The 16,757-nt window shown below is 53.7% G+C and carries 14 protein-coding genes; 1 reads left to right on the top strand and 13 read right to left on the bottom strand.

Annotation, left to right across the window (positions count from 1 at the left end; all coding sequences use genetic code 11):
• Position 1: 1 nt before the first annotated feature.
• From AMM03_RS04925 to AMM03_RS04980, 12 genes are all read right to left on the bottom strand, one after another.
• Positions 2-247: a hypothetical protein gene (locus tag AMM03_RS04925; protein WP_228764570.1), complete on the bottom strand. Its 246-nt coding sequence runs from the start codon at positions 245-247 to the stop codon at positions 2-4.
• On the bottom strand, positions 244-855 hold the full coding sequence (fdh3B, locus tag AMM03_RS04930) for a formate dehydrogenase FDH3 subunit beta (protein WP_090129389.1): 612 nt from the start codon (positions 853-855) through the stop codon (positions 244-246). The genes AMM03_RS04925 and fdh3B overlap by 4 nt, the downstream gene beginning before the upstream one ends.
• Before the next feature lie 27 nt (positions 856-882).
• Positions 883-3,840 carry a formate dehydrogenase subunit alpha gene (locus AMM03_RS04935; protein WP_090129390.1) on the bottom strand — a complete coding sequence of 986 codons (2,958 nt, stop codon included), beginning with the start codon at positions 3,838-3,840 and terminating at the stop codon, positions 883-885.
• A 37-nt stretch (positions 3,841-3,877) separates the two neighbouring features.
• Positions 3,878-4,081: a formate dehydrogenase gene (locus AMM03_RS04940; protein WP_090129391.1), complete on the bottom strand. Its 204-nt coding sequence runs from the start codon at positions 4,079-4,081 to the stop codon at positions 3,878-3,880.
• A gap of 121 nt (positions 4,082-4,202) precedes the next feature.
• The gene (locus AMM03_RS04945; protein ID WP_090129392.1) at positions 4,203-4,820 is read right to left on the bottom strand and encodes a TorD/DmsD family molecular chaperone; all 618 of its coding nucleotides are present in this window, start codon (positions 4,818-4,820) and stop codon (positions 4,203-4,205) included.
• Between the two features lie 10 nt (positions 4,821-4,830).
• The gene (locus AMM03_RS04950) at positions 4,831-6,930 is read right to left on the bottom strand and encodes a 4Fe-4S binding protein (RefSeq protein WP_090129393.1); all 2,100 of its coding nucleotides are present in this window, start codon (positions 6,928-6,930) and stop codon (positions 4,831-4,833) included.
• A complete protein-coding gene (locus AMM03_RS04955; protein WP_090129394.1) occupies positions 6,890-7,507 on the bottom strand; it encodes a DUF3306 domain-containing protein in 618 nt (205 codons plus the stop codon). Before AMM03_RS04955 ends, AMM03_RS04950 begins: the two co-directional genes overlap by 41 nt.
• Positions 7,504-8,064, bottom strand: a complete 561-nt coding sequence (locus AMM03_RS04960; RefSeq protein WP_090129395.1) for a DUF3305 domain-containing protein — start codon at positions 8,062-8,064, stop codon at positions 7,504-7,506. The genes AMM03_RS04955 and AMM03_RS04960 overlap by 4 nt, the downstream gene beginning before the upstream one ends.
• A 104-nt stretch (positions 8,065-8,168) precedes the next feature.
• Positions 8,169-9,443, bottom strand: coding sequence for a benzoyl-CoA 2,3-epoxidase subunit BoxA (gene boxA, locus AMM03_RS04965; protein WP_090129396.1), 1,275 nt, complete (start codon positions 9,441-9,443; stop codon positions 8,169-8,171).
• A 27-nt stretch (positions 9,444-9,470) separates the two neighbouring features.
• Positions 9,471-10,898, bottom strand: a complete 1,428-nt coding sequence (boxB, locus tag AMM03_RS04970) for a benzoyl-CoA 2,3-epoxidase subunit BoxB (RefSeq protein ID WP_055359882.1) — start codon at positions 10,896-10,898, stop codon at positions 9,471-9,473.
• A 109-nt stretch (positions 10,899-11,007) separates the two neighbouring features.
• Positions 11,008-12,666: a 2,3-epoxybenzoyl-CoA dihydrolase gene (gene boxC / locus AMM03_RS04975; RefSeq protein WP_090129397.1), complete on the bottom strand. Its 1,659-nt coding sequence runs from the start codon at positions 12,664-12,666 to the stop codon at positions 11,008-11,010.
• A 169-nt stretch (positions 12,667-12,835) separates the two neighbouring features.
• Positions 12,836-13,753 (bottom strand): helix-turn-helix transcriptional regulator, encoded by a 918-nt coding sequence (locus tag AMM03_RS04980; protein ID WP_228764571.1) that lies wholly within the window; start codon positions 13,751-13,753, stop codon positions 12,836-12,838.
• A gap of 203 nt (positions 13,754-13,956) precedes the next feature.
• On the opposite strand from AMM03_RS04980, the gene AMM03_RS04985 reads away from it, so the two are divergent.
• Positions 13,957-15,522, top strand: a complete 1,566-nt coding sequence (locus tag AMM03_RS04985; protein ID WP_090129398.1) for a benzoate-CoA ligase family protein — start codon at positions 13,957-13,959, stop codon at positions 15,520-15,522.
• Between the two features lie 59 nt (positions 15,523-15,581).
• On the opposite strand, the gene apbC is transcribed toward AMM03_RS04985, so the two are convergent.
• A complete protein-coding gene (gene apbC, locus AMM03_RS04990) occupies positions 15,582-16,670 on the bottom strand; it encodes an iron-sulfur cluster carrier protein ApbC (RefSeq protein ID WP_090129399.1) in 1,089 nt (362 codons plus the stop codon).
• Positions 16,671-16,757: the final 87 nt, after the last annotated feature.

The raw sequence follows: 16,757 nt of genomic DNA on the forward strand, positions 1-16,757 counted from the left end.
TTCAGTTGGATCGCGTGTGATCGTTTTGCCCATATTGAGCGCGCGTTTTAAGTTGCTGGGCCCAGCTGTTTTTGTCGCCAGCTTTCCAGTCAGACTCGGTAAATGCCTTCACGCCAGTGCCGGTGTAGGGCGCTGCGTCCACTTTAGGCTGGCCTGCCAATTCTTGGGCTTTGTCGACACAAGCAGTGAGGCCTGCCGTCAAAAGCACAGCGATGGCCACGCCTGTCAATCGTTTGATGCTGTTCACGACTTGGCACCTTTCGCATCGGCTTTGCTGCCATAGGCAGTACCCCAACCCCAAACTTCTGCACCTTTGCCGCGTTGAACCACGCGGTTGCGGAAGATGTCGGCCACCACGTCGCCATCGCCAGCGAGCAAGGCTTTGGTGGAACACATTTCAGCGCACGCAGGCAACTTGCCTTCGGCCAAACGGTTGCGACCATATTTTTCAAATTCGGCTTGGCTGCCGTTGGCTTCGGGGCCACCTGCGCAGAAGGTGCACTTGTCCATCTTGCCGCGAACACCGAAGGTGCCTGCGCTTGGGAACTGAGGTGCGCCAAAGGGGCATGCATAGGAGCAGTAGCCGCAACCAATGCAAACGTCTTTGTCATGCAACACCACACCCTCTTCGGTGCGATAGAAACAGTTGACGGGGCAGACTGCCATGCAAGGCGCATCTGAGCAGTGCATACACGCCACAGAAATGGATTTTTCGCCGGGCACGCCGTCATTCAAAGTGACCACGCGGCGACGGTTGACGCCCCAAGGTACTTCGTGTTCGTTTTTACAAGCCGTGACACAACCATTGCATTCAATGCAGCGCTCTGCATCACAGATAAATTTCATTCTTGCCATGTTTTACTCCTGTGTGTGGCAAAGGCTTTACGCCTTCTCCACATCGCAAACGGTTGTTTTGGTTTCTTGCATCATGGTGACGCTGTCGTAGCCGTAAGTGGTGGCTGTGTTGACAGCTTCACCCCGCACAATAGGTGCTGCGCCATTGGGGTAATGCGCCAACATGTCGGCACCTTGCCAACGACCTGAGAAGTGGAATGGCAAGAACACGGTATCGGGCGCCACGCGCTCGGTGACCAAGGCTTGCACATTCAAGCGAGCACCCGTGGGTGACTTGACCCAAGCCCGATCGCCATTGCGAATGCCGCGCTTAGAAGCTGTTTGCGGATTGATTTCGACAAACATCTCTTGTTGCAATTCGGCCAGCCATGGGTTGGAACGGGTTTCTTCACCACCACCTTCGTACTCGACCAAACGACCCGATGTCATGATGAGCGGGAACTTCTCATGCACCTTGTCGGCAATGTTCTTGTCTTGAATGGTTTTGTACAACGTGGGCAGACGCCAGAAGGCTTTCTTGTCGTCGTGCGTGGGGTACTTGGCCATCATGTCTGGACGGGTGCCATACAGTGGCTCGCGGTGCTGAGGAATAGGATCGGGGAAGTTCCAAACCACTGCACGAGCCTTGGCATTGCCGAAGGGATGGCAACCGTGGTTCTTCATGAACACGCGCATCATGCCACCAGAAGAATCGGTCTTCCAGTTTTTGCCTTCGGCTGCTTTGGCTTCGGCCTCTGTGAGCTCGCCCCACCAGCCCAATTTCTTGAGCAAGACGTGATCGAGTTCAGGGTAGCCAGTGGTGATGTCGGCACCTTTGGAGTGCGAACCATCTTCAGCCAACAAAGACTTACCTTCGCGCTCCACACCAAAGTTGGCGCGGAAGTTTCCGCCGCCTTCCATGACGTGCTTGGAGGTGTCGTACAAATTGGGTGAACCTGGGTGTTTGAGTTCGGGCGTGCCGTAGCATGGCCATGGCAAACCGAAGTAATCGTCACCAAAGTCGTAACCTGTTTCTTTGTCTTTACCGCCTTTTGACTTAAGCGTTTTGACATCGAACACATGCATGTTGCGCATGTGGGCTTTGAGGCGCTCTGGGCTTTGTCCGGTGTAGCCAATGGTCCAGACGCACTTGTTGATTTCGCGCAAGATGTCTTCTGGCACGGGTTCGTCCATGCCTTTGACTTTTTGCATTTTGTAGTTCTTGACCAGCTCTTTGCCAAAGCCCAATTTGTCGGCCAATTGGTACATGATCATGTGATCGGAGCGGCTTTCCCACAAGGGTTCAATGACCTTCTCGCGCCACTGCAAGGAGCGATTGGACGCGGTGCAAGAGCCACTGGTTTCAAACTGCGTGGCAGCTGGCAACAAGTAAACCGCACGGTTGGGGTTCTGGTCTTCTGGCTTGCCAGGCATAGCGGCCATGGCGGCTGTGGCAGAAGGATAAGGATCGACCACCACCAACAAGTCGAGCTTGTCCATGGCGCGCTTCATTTCCAAACCGCGTGTTTGTGAGTTAGGCGCATGGCCCCAATAGAACACACCGCGCAGGTTGCTGTCTTGGTCAATCAGTTCGTTCTTCTCGAGTACGCCATCAATCCAGCGCGACACGGTGATGCCGTTCTTGCCCATCATGGCGGGGCTGGCATAACGACCTTTGATCCACTCAAAGTCGACGTCCCAAGCTTTGGCAAAGTGCTTCCAAGAGCCTTCAGCCAAGCCATAGTAGCCTGGCAATGAATCGGGGTTAGGACCTACGTCGGTGGCGCCTTGCACGTTGTCGTGGCCGCGGAAAATGTTGGTGCCGCCGCCAGACTTGCCAACGTTACCAAGCGCCAATTGCAAGATGCAAGAGGCACGAACAATGGCATTGCCAATGGTGTGCTGGGTTTGGCCCATGCACCACACAATGGTGCTGGGGTTGTTTTCGTGCAGCATCTTGGCCACTTTGAAAACTTGCTCTTCTTTGACGCCGCAAGCCTCTTCCACCTTGTCGGGTGTCCACTTGGCCATGATTTCGGCCTTGACAGCCTCCATGCCATACACACGATCGTTGATGTACTTTTTGTCTTCCCATCCATTTTTGAAGATGTGGTACAGGATGCCGAACAAGAATGGAATGTCGGTACCAGAGCGAATGCGGACGTATTCGTCGGCTTTGGCTGCCGTGCGTGTAAAGCGTGGATCGACCACGATCATCTTGCAGCCGTTTTCTTTGGCATGCAGCATGTGCAACATGCTGACGGGGTGCGCTTCGGCAGCGTTGGAACCAATGTACATGGCGCACTTGCTGTTTTGCATGTCGTTGTACGAATTGGTCATGGCGCCGTAGCCCCATGTATTGGCCACACCGGCAACGGTAGTGGAGTGGCAAATACGCGCCTGGTGGTCGGTGTTGTTGGTGCCCCAGAAGCTGACAAACTTGCGCATCAAGTACGCTTGCTCGTTGTTGTGCTTGGAAGAACCAATGAAGTAAACGCTGTCGGGGCCGCTGGCTTTGCGCAACTCCATCATGCGTTCGCTGATTTCTTTCAGGGCCACGTCCCAGCTGATGCGCTCGTATTTGCCGTTGACCAGTTTCATGGGGTAGCGCAGGCGATACTCGCCGTGGCCATGTTCGCGCAATGCCGCACCCTTGGCGCAATGGGCGCCTAAGTTGATTGGGGAATCAAACACAGGCTCTTGTCGAACCCAAACGCCGTTTTCAACAACCGCATCGACAGCACAGCCCACAGAGCAGTGTGTGCAAATGGTGCGCTTCACTTCAACTTTGCCAGCGCCCACAATGCCAGCAGTGTTAGCAGCTTGTGCTTTTTTCACAAGGCTGAGTTGCGATGCGGCCAAGCCAACACCCACACCCAAACCAGAACGGCGCAAGAAGGTGCGACGGTCTAAGGTGGGCAATGCCTGTGTGAGGCCGCGGCGCAAGCTGTGCACGAAGGGCGATGAAGCGCTTGTGGCGCCTGAATTCTTTTTGGTCAACAACATGAAACTCTCCAGAAGAGGTGAGTGTTTGAGAAAGGACTTAGACCAGGGTGGTCTTGTAGTAACGCTTGACGTGCTCGGAGAGCTCGTAGCCACCGCCGCGCTCGGGCTTGGCTTTTTTGCTAGCTTGTGGCGCTAAATCTTGCACTTGGGGCAACATGCTGGTGGCCACCGCAACGGCGCCAACTGTGCCTGCACCTGCGAACAAAGTGCGACGTGAAACTTTTGGATTTTGAGTACTCATCAATGTTTCCTCTGAAGATGCTTAGGAAATACTTTGCATACGTGCGCGATCGTATCAGCTTGTCAAACTCGCACAATGGGGAAACCCTTAGACGGGTACGCTTTCTTGACAGAAGCTTGCTTTAGGTCAGCAAATCAAAACCTTGCGTTTCAATGTTCAAAAATGCTTGGGTAAATTCTGCCAATTGCCCAAAGAATTTGGCTCGTGGGTGCTTGGCAATGACCTCGGTCATTTCTTGAGCCCATGGCTGAATGTGCTTGGCAAAGAACTCTCTTTGATGCGTCAAATTGGAGACAGTCACATCGTCGCCCGCTATCAAATAGCGCATCACTTCGCACAAACACGCAAAGTGATCTTCTGTCTCTGACATGCTGTCGTCGCGTTCCAAGCCCAATGCCGTCAAGTCTTCACGCAGCCTGGCCACGGGCTTGTCGTTCAAAAATCCACTCATGTAATGCGAGGCGTAAAGGTAAACCTCAGGCTTTCCAACACCCCCAAACAAGTGGTTGAATTCCGCGGCAATGTCATCATCAGTTGACACTCTAGATGCCTCGACCAGTTGACGCCATGGTTCTTCCAAGAAACTACCTTCGACTGGCGCATCGGTCACCGCAACCCTCAGTTGAGCCAAAAGCTCAGAACTGGGAACTTGGTAAAACAGCAGCGCCAACAAACCATAAATTTCAGCGCGTGCCGTTTCTTCATCTAGGGCTGAGGACGATGACAGGTTAGAAGTCATTTGGATTTCTTCAAGATTTAGGAGGGATGTTGGCAATCTTGGCCTCATCCGAATTGGAATAAATGTCAATGACGCGGCAATCACCACACATTTTGAGACGCTCTAAAGCGGCACCTTGGAACATGCTGTGGCCTGCTAATTTGCCCAACATGGCTTCAATGGCTTTCAAGGTGCCAAAAGGTTTGCCACATTTCACACAGCCATAAGGCTGAGATTGATTCAGTACCTGAGCTTGCTTGCGCTCAGGCGTCCGCAAGAATCGGGGAATCAACTCAATGGCGTCTTCTGGGCATGTAGTGGCACACAAGCCGCACTGCACGCAGTTCTTCTCAATAAAACGAAGTTGCGGCAAATCAGGGTTGTCTTGGAGTGCGCTGGCAGGGCATGCGCTCACACAACTGAGGCACAAAGTGCATTTGTCTGCATTGACTTTCAAAGCGCCCAAAGGTGATGCAGCAGGCAACGCAATGACACTGTTGTCGGCTTGTAAAACAGAGGGCGCATGCTCACTCAAATGGTCAAGTGCTAGCTCCAGGGTGCTGCGCTTTTCGGGCGCCACTGCGTACTTGGCATACACGGCCGGCACTTGCTTCTTCCATTTGGCTTGTGCTTTTGCGGCGGCATTGGCTTGCAAACTAGCGTCTAAATCCATGCCGTTTTTGGCACGCACAATTTGAAAATGAACGCCTTCGTAGCCTAGGCCCGCCAACAAACTCTGGGCCACGGCCATTTGCGCCTCAAGCCCTTCCAAGTATTGAGGTGCTTCTTCGTTTGTGCAGAGCACCAAGACCTGGTGCGCACCATAGGCCACGGCCGTTAGCCAAACTTCCAAACCCAAACTGGCGGTGTGCCACAAGGACATGGGAATCACATTGGCAGGCATACCCTTGGCCAATTTGAGTTGCGTTGCACGGCCCAGCTCTTCCACCACTTTGAGTCCGGACTCTTGGCTGTGCAACATCAGTACAGCGTCTTTGCCACCCGCAGCATGGTAGGTAGACAGCAGCGTTTTGATTTTCGAGCCTTGTTCTTGGGCCTTGGGGTAGGCATAGGTCAAAGCACCCGTAGGACACACGGTGGTACACGCGCCGCAACCCACGCACAAATTGGGATTCACCTTGATTTGTTGACGCGACTTGTCGCTTGAAATGGCTTCTGCAGAGCAAATGTCAACGCAGGCATTGCAGCCCACCGTTTCGTTGCGGCTGTGCGCACACAGCTTTTGTTTGTAGGCAAAAAATTTGGGCTTTTCAAACTCACCCACCATGTCGCGCAATTTGATGAGTGTCGCCAGATCGCGGCCATCCCATTTGAAATAGCCTTGTGGAGGTGCGTGTTGCAAAAACTGCGGGCCAGTCGCTCCCGCTTGACGAAGGTCTAAGATCAGGTCGAATTTTTCTGAGGTTTCAGAGGGTACACGGTTGAAATCAATGGCCCCTGCCGATTGACACACCTTGACGCAAGCGCGGCTGGCATTGCACAAGTTCATGTCAATTTGGTAATCCAAACCAATGGCGTTTTCGGGGCAGGCTTGCACGCAGGCATTGCAGCGGGTGCACAAATCCAAGTTGATCGGATTGCTGTCTGTCCAAGACACATCAAATGCACCCAACCATCCACTCAAACTTTGCAACTGCCCAGCAACAATTGGAAATTGACGCTCTTGTGAACCACCGGCTTCGCCAGCACCTTGCGCAAAAATAGTCACTTGCAAAACATCGGCCACCATGGCGGCTGCTTTTTCAGCTTGATCGAGCGGGCCAATGATGAGCAAACGACCTTCACTCTTGAAGGGCACGACAGGCACGGGATCGGGTTCGGGCAAATGTGCAGCGGCCAACAAGGCCGCCAGTTTGGGAGAAGCGTTTTGCGCCTCGCTGCTCCATCCGCCAGCCTCCCGAATGTTCACAAATTTGATGGGTGAAGTAGCGCCTTCCGTTTGAGATGCCAATTCAGAGAAAAGCTTTTTCTCTTGGGTGCAAGCCACCACCACTTCCTGGCCCGATTGAATGGCCTTTTGAAATGCGCCCGCTTCTCTGCGGCAAAGGGTGCTGTGCAGTGTCAGCGATTCACCCAGCGCCTGGCCCAGCTTCTGGGTCTGCAGGGGCATGGTTTGGTTGCAATCGCAAATGAGTGTGGTCATGTTGTGCCGAGTTATTTTCTAGGGGCTCTGATTTGTCTAACTTGTCTGCTTGTGCAGTCAAGCTTGTCTCTGGTAAATGTTGAATTTGGCTTTCAAGTGGGTTGGACTGTGCCACATCTTCGGGGGCTTTGACCAAACCCAAGAATTGAGCACCCACCATTTTGGCCAACATGCCTGCAGGCATGGGGTCGGGCGTGTTGTAGTCGCCAATGTAAATGTCCAGGCCGTCCATCACGTTGTAGTGAGGGTCGGTAAAGAGTTTTTTCATGGCCGCATTGCGAACTTCAGGCGTGACGCCTTGAGACATGAAAGAAGAAAAATCGGATTGTGGTGTGAGTTGTTCGACATCGGCCAAGGTAGGCAACTTCACAGGCTCCGCCTTGTTGTCAGCGGCATCTTGTTGGGCGGTAGCCAGCGGTGCCGCCTTGGACTGAACAGGCTCTGGATTTTTTGGCTGTGGCTTTTCTTCTTCAGCCAAGCCCAACTTCACAGCCTGCTTGCGCTGCGACCATCGGCTGAAAAATCCACCTTCGTTCTCGCTCATGTGCCGTCCACCTTTCGGCCAGAGCGATCGCTGGTGGTCACTTTAGCGGGTTGGCCAAAACGATCTGTAAGAGCTTGAAAACTTTGGGGCCGTTGCCGACGCTTCACCTCAGGGGTGTAGTGCTGCTTGGCAAACTCTCGAACCCATTCCACGATGTCGGGGGAAGCCGGCACTTGCTCAATGGTTTCTTGGGCGTCTAGCCAGCGACCTGCATCGTGGTAGCTCAAAGAAACGCGTTCGGGCTTGGCCACCAACTCTGTGCTGATTGCGGGTTCTTCTTCCATGCGCCACATCACGAAGAAACATGGATCGGGCGAGGTCACGTTCAGCAAGTAGCCTTCGGCATCGTCTGGATACAACTCAACGTTGAAATTGGGGAACAGCCAAAGCGCGCCGTCATCGCCATCGCGCAAACATTTGGGACTGGAACCAAAGCCTTCTTCTTGGGGCGTGACATCGTCCAAAACCCAGCGCCAAGTCTGCCATTTGGCCATGTCACCCTGCACGCGCTCACGGCGCATGACGACGGCTACATCAATGGAGGGTCTGGAACTCATGGGCGGATAGTACCAATGATTCAAAGTCATTGGCGCTTGTCCGCCTTTCAGACGGCGTGAAACTTCTGAAATTCAGTGAAGTCTCAGAAGTCTGGGTCAGAAACTCAATAAGTTTCTAGGTGCAAACGGCCTTCTTTTTTGAGCGTGGCGCCCAACTGGTCCCAGTTGAGTCCTGCATGGGTGGCCACGTCGTGCAAAGCCAAAACCACGCCCTCTTCCATGCTCTTCAAACCACACACATAAAAGTACGTGTTGGGATCTTGGAGCAAGGCCACCAAATCGGCGGCGCGCTCGCGCATGGCATCTTGCACATAGCGCTTGGGCTGGCCTGGCGTGCGTGAGAAAGCAAAGTTGATGTCGATGAAATCTTTGGGCAACTTTTGCAGCGGACCAAAATAAGGCAGCTCTTCTTGAGTGCGAGCCCCGAAGAACAACATGAGTTTGCCACCCTCAAACTTGCCAGTTTGACGCAAACGACGGCGCCACTCGGTCATGCCGCGCATGGGCGCACTGCCCGTGCCCGTACAAATCATCACGATGTTGGATTTGGGGTGGTTGGGCATCAAGAAGCTGCTGCCAAACGGGCCAATCACTTGAATCGTGTCGCCCACTTTCACATCGCACAAATAGTTGGAGCACACGCCTTGGACGGGCTTGCCGTCGTGGTCTTCCACCACGCGCTTCACCGTCAAAGACAAATTGTTGTAACCAGCGCGCTCACCATTGCGCGGGCTGGCAATGGAGTATTGGCGTGCATGGTGCGGCTTGCCAGAAGCATCCACACCAGGCGGCACGATGGCCACAGACTGGCCTTCTAAAACTGGGAACGGCATGCTACCGAAATCGATCACGATGTGATGAGTTTCATTAGACGTACCGGCTTCGTTCACTTTGAAGTTACCCACCACCGTGGCTTGTGTGGGCGTTTTAGGACCATACAAGTTGGTGTACGCATGGGCTGCCGACCAGGGCGGCAAAGTCGAGCCAAAGGCGGCTGAATTGAACACAGCTTCGCCCGAAGCATTGACCGCTTGGGCAGGTGCTGCTTCTGCAGCAGGCGCCGCAGCAACAGCTTGTGCGTCCACGCCCATGGCCTGAAGGTCAGCGTCGCTCAAGGCGGCTGGCAAGTCATCCCATTTCAATTGCTCTTCAATGGAATAGGCCTTGGCCTTGGGCATGCTGCGCCAGTTGTCAATCGAGCCTGTGGGGCAAGGTGGCACACAGGCCATGCACAGATTGCATTTATCAGCATCAACCACGTAGTTGCGAGAATTGTGCGTGATGGCACCAACAGGGCAAGTGGCCTCGCAGGTGTTGCAACGAATGCAGATCTCTGGGTCAATCAGGTGTTGCTGAATTAAAACGGCTTCTGTGGTCATGGCGTGTGGTTGAGATCTTGTCAGATCTCAGTTAAAACGAACGTAGTCGAAGTCTACAGGCTGACGATTGATACCCATGACAGGAGGGGCAATCCAGTTGGCAAACTTGCCTGGCTCTGTGACACGGCCCATCAGGCTGCCCACATAAGCGCGGTCTTCGTTGGTTGGCAACCACTCGCCCACTTTGGCCATCCACTCTTCGGCTGTCACCACACGGCCATCGGGCGTGATTTTGGCGCCAGACAAAGAACCGATGTTGCGGTGGAAAGCTTTGTGCGGGGCTGTCAATTTGAAGGGAATGCCAGCCTTTTCAATCACACGGTTCCAACGCTCAATACCGCCTTTGGAATCAACGATGTAGTCGTCACGCAGAACTTCGTTCAATGCGTTCAACATCGGCACTTCTTTTTCAATCAGCTTGTCATTTTCAACAGCCAAGATCTTGTAAGTGTTGCCCTTCAACACGTGATCGTCGTTGCGCTTGCCTTCTTCATAGCGGCCCTTCAAACCAGAGCTGTAGAAGGTGGCGGCATTGGAAGACTCATCGGCACCGAACAAATCGATGGTGACGGAGAAGTGGAAGTTGATGTAACGCTGGATGGTGGGCAAATCAATCACGCCGGCAGCGCGCAGTTTGGCCACGTCGTCGGTTTTGAGTTGGTTCATGACGTCCACAGTACGTTGGATGGTGCGGCTGACGCCAGACTCACCCACAAACATGTGGTGTGCTTCTTCGGTCAACATGAACTTGGTGGTGCGGGCCAATGGATCGAATGCAGATTCGGCCAAAGCGCACAACTGGAACTTGCCGTCACGGTCTGTGAAGTACGTGAACATGAAGAAGGACAACCAGTCAGGGGTCTTCTCGTTGAAGGCCTGCAAGATGCGGGGATTGTCTTCGTTGCCGCTGTTACGTTGCAACAAAGCATCGGCTTCTTCACGGCCGTCTCTACCAAAGTATTTGTGCAACAAGTACACCATGGCCCACAAGTGACGGCCTTCTTCGACGTTAATTTGGAACAGGTTGCGCAGGTCGTACATGCTGGGCGCTGTGAGGCCCAAGTGACGCTGCTGCTCAACAGATGCTGGCTCGGTATCGCCTTGTGTGACGATGATGCGGCGCAGGTTGGCCCGATGTTCGCCAGGCACGTCTTGCCAAGCTTTTTCGCCTTTGTGATCGCCGAAGTGAATTTGACGGTCTTGCTCGCCTGGGTTCAAAAACACGCCCCAACGGTAGTCGCGCATTTTGACGTGGCCAAACTGTGCCCAACCTTGTGGGTCAACGCTGACCGCGGTACGCAAATAAACGTCCATGTCGGTTGAACCTTCGGGGCCCATGTCATCCCACCAGTTAATGAAGTTGGGCTGCCATTGTTCCAAGGCGCGTTGCAACGTACGGTCTTCAGACAAGTTGACGTTGTTAGGAATTTTTTCGCTGTAGTTGATACCGGACATGTGAGTCTCCAGAAATTAAAGCAACGGTGGGGTCAAATTTTGGTTGCAGCAAAGACCACCGGGAACCTTGCTGCACAACACTTTCAAAAAACTTTTTGTACGTTGAGGCTTAAACGCGGTTCATGTCGAACTGCACTTTTTCGCCTTTGCCGTACACCTTCAAGGCACCTTTTTCACCCACGGCATTGGGGCGCTGGAAGATCCAGTTTTGCCATGCTGTGAGGCGGCCAAAAATACGTGTGAGCATGTTCTCTTGGCTGGCAAAACGCAGGTTGGCTTCGAGGCCTGTCAGGGCGTCTGGCGACATGGCTGCGCGCTCTTCCAAGCACATGCGCAATTCGTCTTCCCAATCGATGTCGTCTGGAGCAGCTGTCACCAAGCCCAAGGCCAATGCAGCATCTGCATCCAGAGCTTTGCCAATGGCGCCGCGAGCGGCTTCCATGGCAGGCACTTCTTCGTAGAAGCGACGTGCCAAGCGCGACTGATCGTTCACCATGGGGTAGAAGCCAAAGTTGAACTCATTCAATTGAATGGTAGGCGCTTTGTCTGCGTCATCGGGCAAGGCCAACATGTAAGTGCGGTCGGCACAGAATGCCAATTCGGCAAAGGTACCCACAAAGCAAGTGCCTTGATCGATCACCGCAAAAATGCTGCGTGAAGACACATCCAAACGTGCCAAAGTGCGGCGCAAGTGGCCAATGGTTTCGCGCACGAACCAGTGGTCTTTGTGGGCCAACAAAGTAGCGTCGCTGGCCAACACGGCTTTGGCATCGCCCGTTGCTTTCAGCAACCATGTGCCAATGTCGAGCTCGTTGGTGCGCATGTGCAAAATAGCGTCGTCCAGTTCACGCACCATTTGCAAAGGCCACCACTGAGCGCCAGCGGCCAAGATGCCTGCGATGTCTGTAGGTTGTGCAGATGCAGGTGCTTTGACGGTGAACGTGGCCAAGCGCTTGGCGCGATCGATTTCAACAGTCACGTTGTTGTAGCTAATTTGATCGGCGGCAATGTTGCGCTGAATCGGTGTGAGCGCCACACCTTTTTCTGTCGCTGGGCGATCGCTTTTTGCGGCCAAGTTGTCAGCACGCTGGCGAACCACTTGTTGAAATTGGTTGGGCTTGGCAATGGCATCGACCAAGCGCCAGTCGACGGCTTTTTGACCGCGAACACCTTCCACGCTGGTGCAGAAGATATCGGCCAAGTCGTGGCGTACGTGGCGCTTGTCGGTCACGCGGGTGAGGCCACCGGTACCTGGCAACACGCCAAGCAAGGGCACTTCAGGCAAGGACACTGAAGAAGAGCGGTCATCGACCAACACGATATCGTCGCAGGCCAAGGCCAGTTCATAACCACCGCCAGCGCAAGCGCCGTTCAATGCAGCGACAAATTTCAAACCAGAGTGTTTGCTGGAGTCTTCGATGCCGTTGCGTGTTTCGTTGGTGAACTTACAGAAGTTCACTTTCCAGCCGTGTGTAGAAACACCCAACATGAAGATGTTGGCGCCAGAGCAGAACACGCGGTCTTTCAAGCTAGTAACCACCACAGAGCGAACTTCTGGGTGCTCAAAGCGGATGCGCTGCAAAGCATCGTGCAATTCAATGTCCACGCCCAAGTCGTAGGAGTTGAGTTTCAATTTGTAGCCAGGACGAATGCCGGCGTTTTCGTCGATGTTGATCGACAAGGTGGCCACTGCACCGTCAAAGGCCAAGCTGATGTGCTTGTAGTTTTCTGGGTTGGTTTGGTAATTGACGATGGGCGCTGTTGTCATTTGGGTCTCCAATGAAGGGCTTTGTAGGGTCTGAATCTCTGGTTCGAGACTTTGAAATCAATCGAACCGCGCTGACATGCAGTTTATTGCATTCGATTCAGACACTCAACATGCAATTTAATGCAATTATTAAGTATTTACCCTAGGTTTTGAGAAATTTCTTCCGCCCTTACTCAACCCACTGAATGACTTTGCGAACTTCCGTTTTCAAGCGCTGGAAACTTTCATCAGCACCTTGTGCGCTGGTATCAAAGCTCAGGTCGGCCTTGGAATAGAAAGCCGAACGACCTTCCAAAATACGCTTCAAATCTTCCATCGCTTCTGGGCTGGCGGCCATGGGCCGCAAGTCGCCCTGTGCCGCAACGCGCGACATGTGATCGTTGGCACTGGCTTGCAGCCACACGGTGGTGCAGTGCGTCAGCAACAAATTGAAATTGGCCGAATCGGAGACCAACCCACCTGGCGTGGCAATGACCACTTCGGGGTAAATTTGAATGGCTTCTTCGAGTGCACGGCGCTCATATCGGCGGTAAGCATTGGCGCCATACAAATTGTGAATTTCACTGATTTGGCAGCCCGCAAATTTTTCAATTTCGCGGCTCAGTTCAATGAACGTAAATCCTAAATCGTCGGCCAAACGCTGGCCCAGCGTGGTTTTGCCAGCGCCTCTCAAACCAATGAGGGCAATGCGTGTGCGTCGCGCTGTGGCATCACCGCTCTCACCAAACATTTCCGTCAGTTGCACCCGTGCACGTCGCAGATCGGCTTCAGTTCTTTTGCCGAGCAACTCACGAATCAACAACCATTCGGGTGAGCTGGTGCTGATATCACCCAACAGCTCTGCCAACGAACACTGCAATGCATGTGAGACTTGCAACAACACCAAGACAGAAACATTGCCGGTGCCATATTCCAAATTGGCCAAATGACGCTCTGAAACATCTGCGGCCAAAGCCACCGCTTTGCGGGTCATGCCCTTGCGCGAACGCAAGTTGCGCACACGATCGCCCAGCGCCATCAAAAAGGGGCTGCGCAGGGGCTCAAGCGAGCTACCCACTTCAACAAATGCGGTCGATGATTCGGTCACCGAAGTCTCCAAGACAATGAATTGAGCATGCTGAATTCCACAAATTCAAGGGAAAACCCTAGATTTAGGGTGCAGACAAAACATGCACTTTACTGCATACTCGTCCGCAAGCAAGATAGTGCATTTATACCGCGAGTTGCCTTAAAGCCCAAGCGTTTTAGTGCAGACCCCTCACATTTTTGACCCAGATCACGGAGATCGCCATGGCTCTGCCTTCAGCACCACCCGCACAATTCAATTTCGCGCAATTTTTGATTGCTGCCAACAACAGCCGCAAAGACAAAACGGCACTCATCGACGATGCAGGCAGCCTGACGTATGGCGAGATGGGCGATCAAATCAGAGCCTGCGCTGCGGGCCTTCGAAAATTGGGCCTCAAACGCGAAGAGCGCGTGCTTTTGCTGATGCAAGACAGCACCGATTGGGTCGTCTCTTTTTTAGGTGCGTTGTATGCAGGTGTGGTGCCTGTTGCCGTTAACACTTTGTTAACGGCAGACGATTACGCCTTCATGATCAACAACAGCCGCGCGCAAGCGGCCCTGGTGTCGTCGGCTTTGCTGGGCACTTTGAATGCCGCCATTGCACAAGGCACCAAGAGCATCAAGCACGTGGTGGTGTCGCGCCATGAGGGCGACTTGCCCGCCCCCAACATGCACTTCAAAGAATTGTTGGCCTCCGCCTCGGGTCCTAGCTTGCCTGCCGAAACACATGCCGACGAGCCCGCCTTCTGGCTGTTCTCTTCCGGCTCCACTGGCAACCCCAAGGGCACAGTGCACACCCAAGGCAACTTGTATTGGACTGCGCAGTTGTATGGCAAAGGCGTGTTGGCTTTGACCTCCAACGATGTGGTGTTCTCGGCCGCCAAATTGTTCTTTGCCTATGGCTTGGGCAATGCCCTCACCTTTCCCTTAAGCGTGGGTGCCAGCGTGGTGCTGATGGCCGAACGCCCCACACCGCAAGCCACTTTCAAACGCTTAGTCGATCACAAGCCCACCGTGTTTTACGGTGCGCCCACCGGTTACGGCGGTATGTTGGCAAGCCCTGACTTACCCACCAAAGATCAAGTGGCATTGCGTCTTTGCTCCTCTGCGGGCGAAGCCTTGCCGGCTGACATTGGCGAGCGTTGGACCGCTCGATATGGCTGCGAAATCATTGACGGCATTGGCTCCACAGAAATGTTGCACGTGTTCTTGTCAAACGCCCCAGGCGATGTGCGCTACGGCACCACAGGCAAACCTGTACCGGGCTACGAAGTGCAATTGCGCGGTGAACAAGGTGAAGTATTGACCGTTCATGACGAGATTGGCGACCTTTACATCAAAGGCCCTTCAGCGGCCTTGATGTACTGGAACAACCGCGAAAAATCACGCGACACCTTCCAAGGCGAATGGACCAAAAGTGGCGACAAATACTCGCGTGACGCCGATGGCTACTACACCTATGCTGGCCGCAATGACGACATGCTGAAGGTCAGCGGCATCTATGTGTCGCCCTTTGAAGTGGAATCGACTTTGGTGCAGCACCCCGCCATTTTGGAAGCGGCCGTCATTGGCAAAGTAGACGCAGATGGCCTGACCAAAACCAAAGCCTTCATTGTGCTGAAGGCCGGTCAAAGCTTGACCGAGGAAGAAGTGAAAGTCTTTGTGAAAGAGCGTTTGGCACCCTACAAATACCCACGCTTCATTCAGTTTGTGAGCGAATTGCCCAAGACTGCCACCGGCAAAATTCAACGTTTCCGTCTTCGCGATATGGAAAACAAAAAGGCTTGAAAGCCTAAGCCTTCAAGCCTTTGCGAAGTGGCCTCAATCAGAGGCCACTGCTTTTTGCATCAAGTGTTTTTTGACACAGTGATGGTTGGGAACTTAGCCGAAAAGTCCTTGGCCTTGGCCGCAATTTTGATGGCCACTTGGCGCGCCACCGACTTGTAAATGCCTGCCACTTCGCCATCGGGATCGGCCACCACCGTGGGTTTACCGTTATCGGCCTGCAAACGAATTTGCATGTTCAAGGGCAAAGCGCCTAAGTAGTCCATCTGGTAGTTCTCGGCCATTTTCTTGCCGCCATCGGCGCCAAAAATGTGTTCCACGTGGCCACAGTTGGTACACACGTGTACCGCCATGTTTTCCACAATGCCCAAGATCGGCACGCCGACCTTTTCAAACATCTTGATGCCCTTTTTGGCATCCAGCAAAGCGATGTCTTGGGGCGTGGTCACAATCACGGCACCCGTCATGGGCACGCGCTGGCTGAGCGTGAGTTGAATGTCACCGGTGCCTGGCGGCATGTCGATGATCAAGTAGTCCAAATCTTTCCAGTTGGTCTGGCGCAGTAACTGCTCGAGTGCCTGCGTAGCCATGGGGCCGCGCCAAATCATGGCTTCGTCTTGGTTCACCAAGAAACCGATCGACATCACTTGAACGCCATAGTTTTCCATGGGTTCCATGGTTTTGCCGTCTTCGCTTTCGGGGCGGCCTTCAATGCCCATCATCATGGGCTGGCTGGGGCCGTAAATGTCGGCATCGAGCAGGCCCACACTGGCGCCTTCTGCGGCCAGCGCCAGCGCCAAGTTGACGGCGGTGGTGCTCTTGCCTACGCCGCCCTTGCCAGAGGCAACGGCCACGATGTTTTTCACCTGAGGCAACAAGGCCACGCCGCGCTGAGCTGCATGGGCCACAATTTTGGTGGTGACATTGGCCGACACATTGGTCACGCCGGGCACCTGCTTGGCGGCAGCGATGAGTGCGTTGCGCAAGCCAGGAATTTGACTCTTGGCGGGATAGCCCAACTCAACGTCAAAGGCCACATTGCCGCCGTCGACCACCAGGTTTTTAAGGGCTTTGGTAGAGACAAAATCTTTGCCAGTGTTGGGGTCGATGACGGATTCGAGGGCTTTTTGGAGTTGTTCTGAGGTCGACATGTGAAACTTTCTGCGAATGGCCAGAAGTTTAGCGACATCGGGCGGCCGAAGCCCATAAAATCGAGGATTCCCCTACAAACCGTCCCC

The sequence above is a fragment of the Limnohabitans sp. Rim11 genome (assembly GCF_001269365.1).
GTDB lineage: Bacteria > Pseudomonadota > Gammaproteobacteria > Burkholderiales > Burkholderiaceae_C > Limnohabitans_A.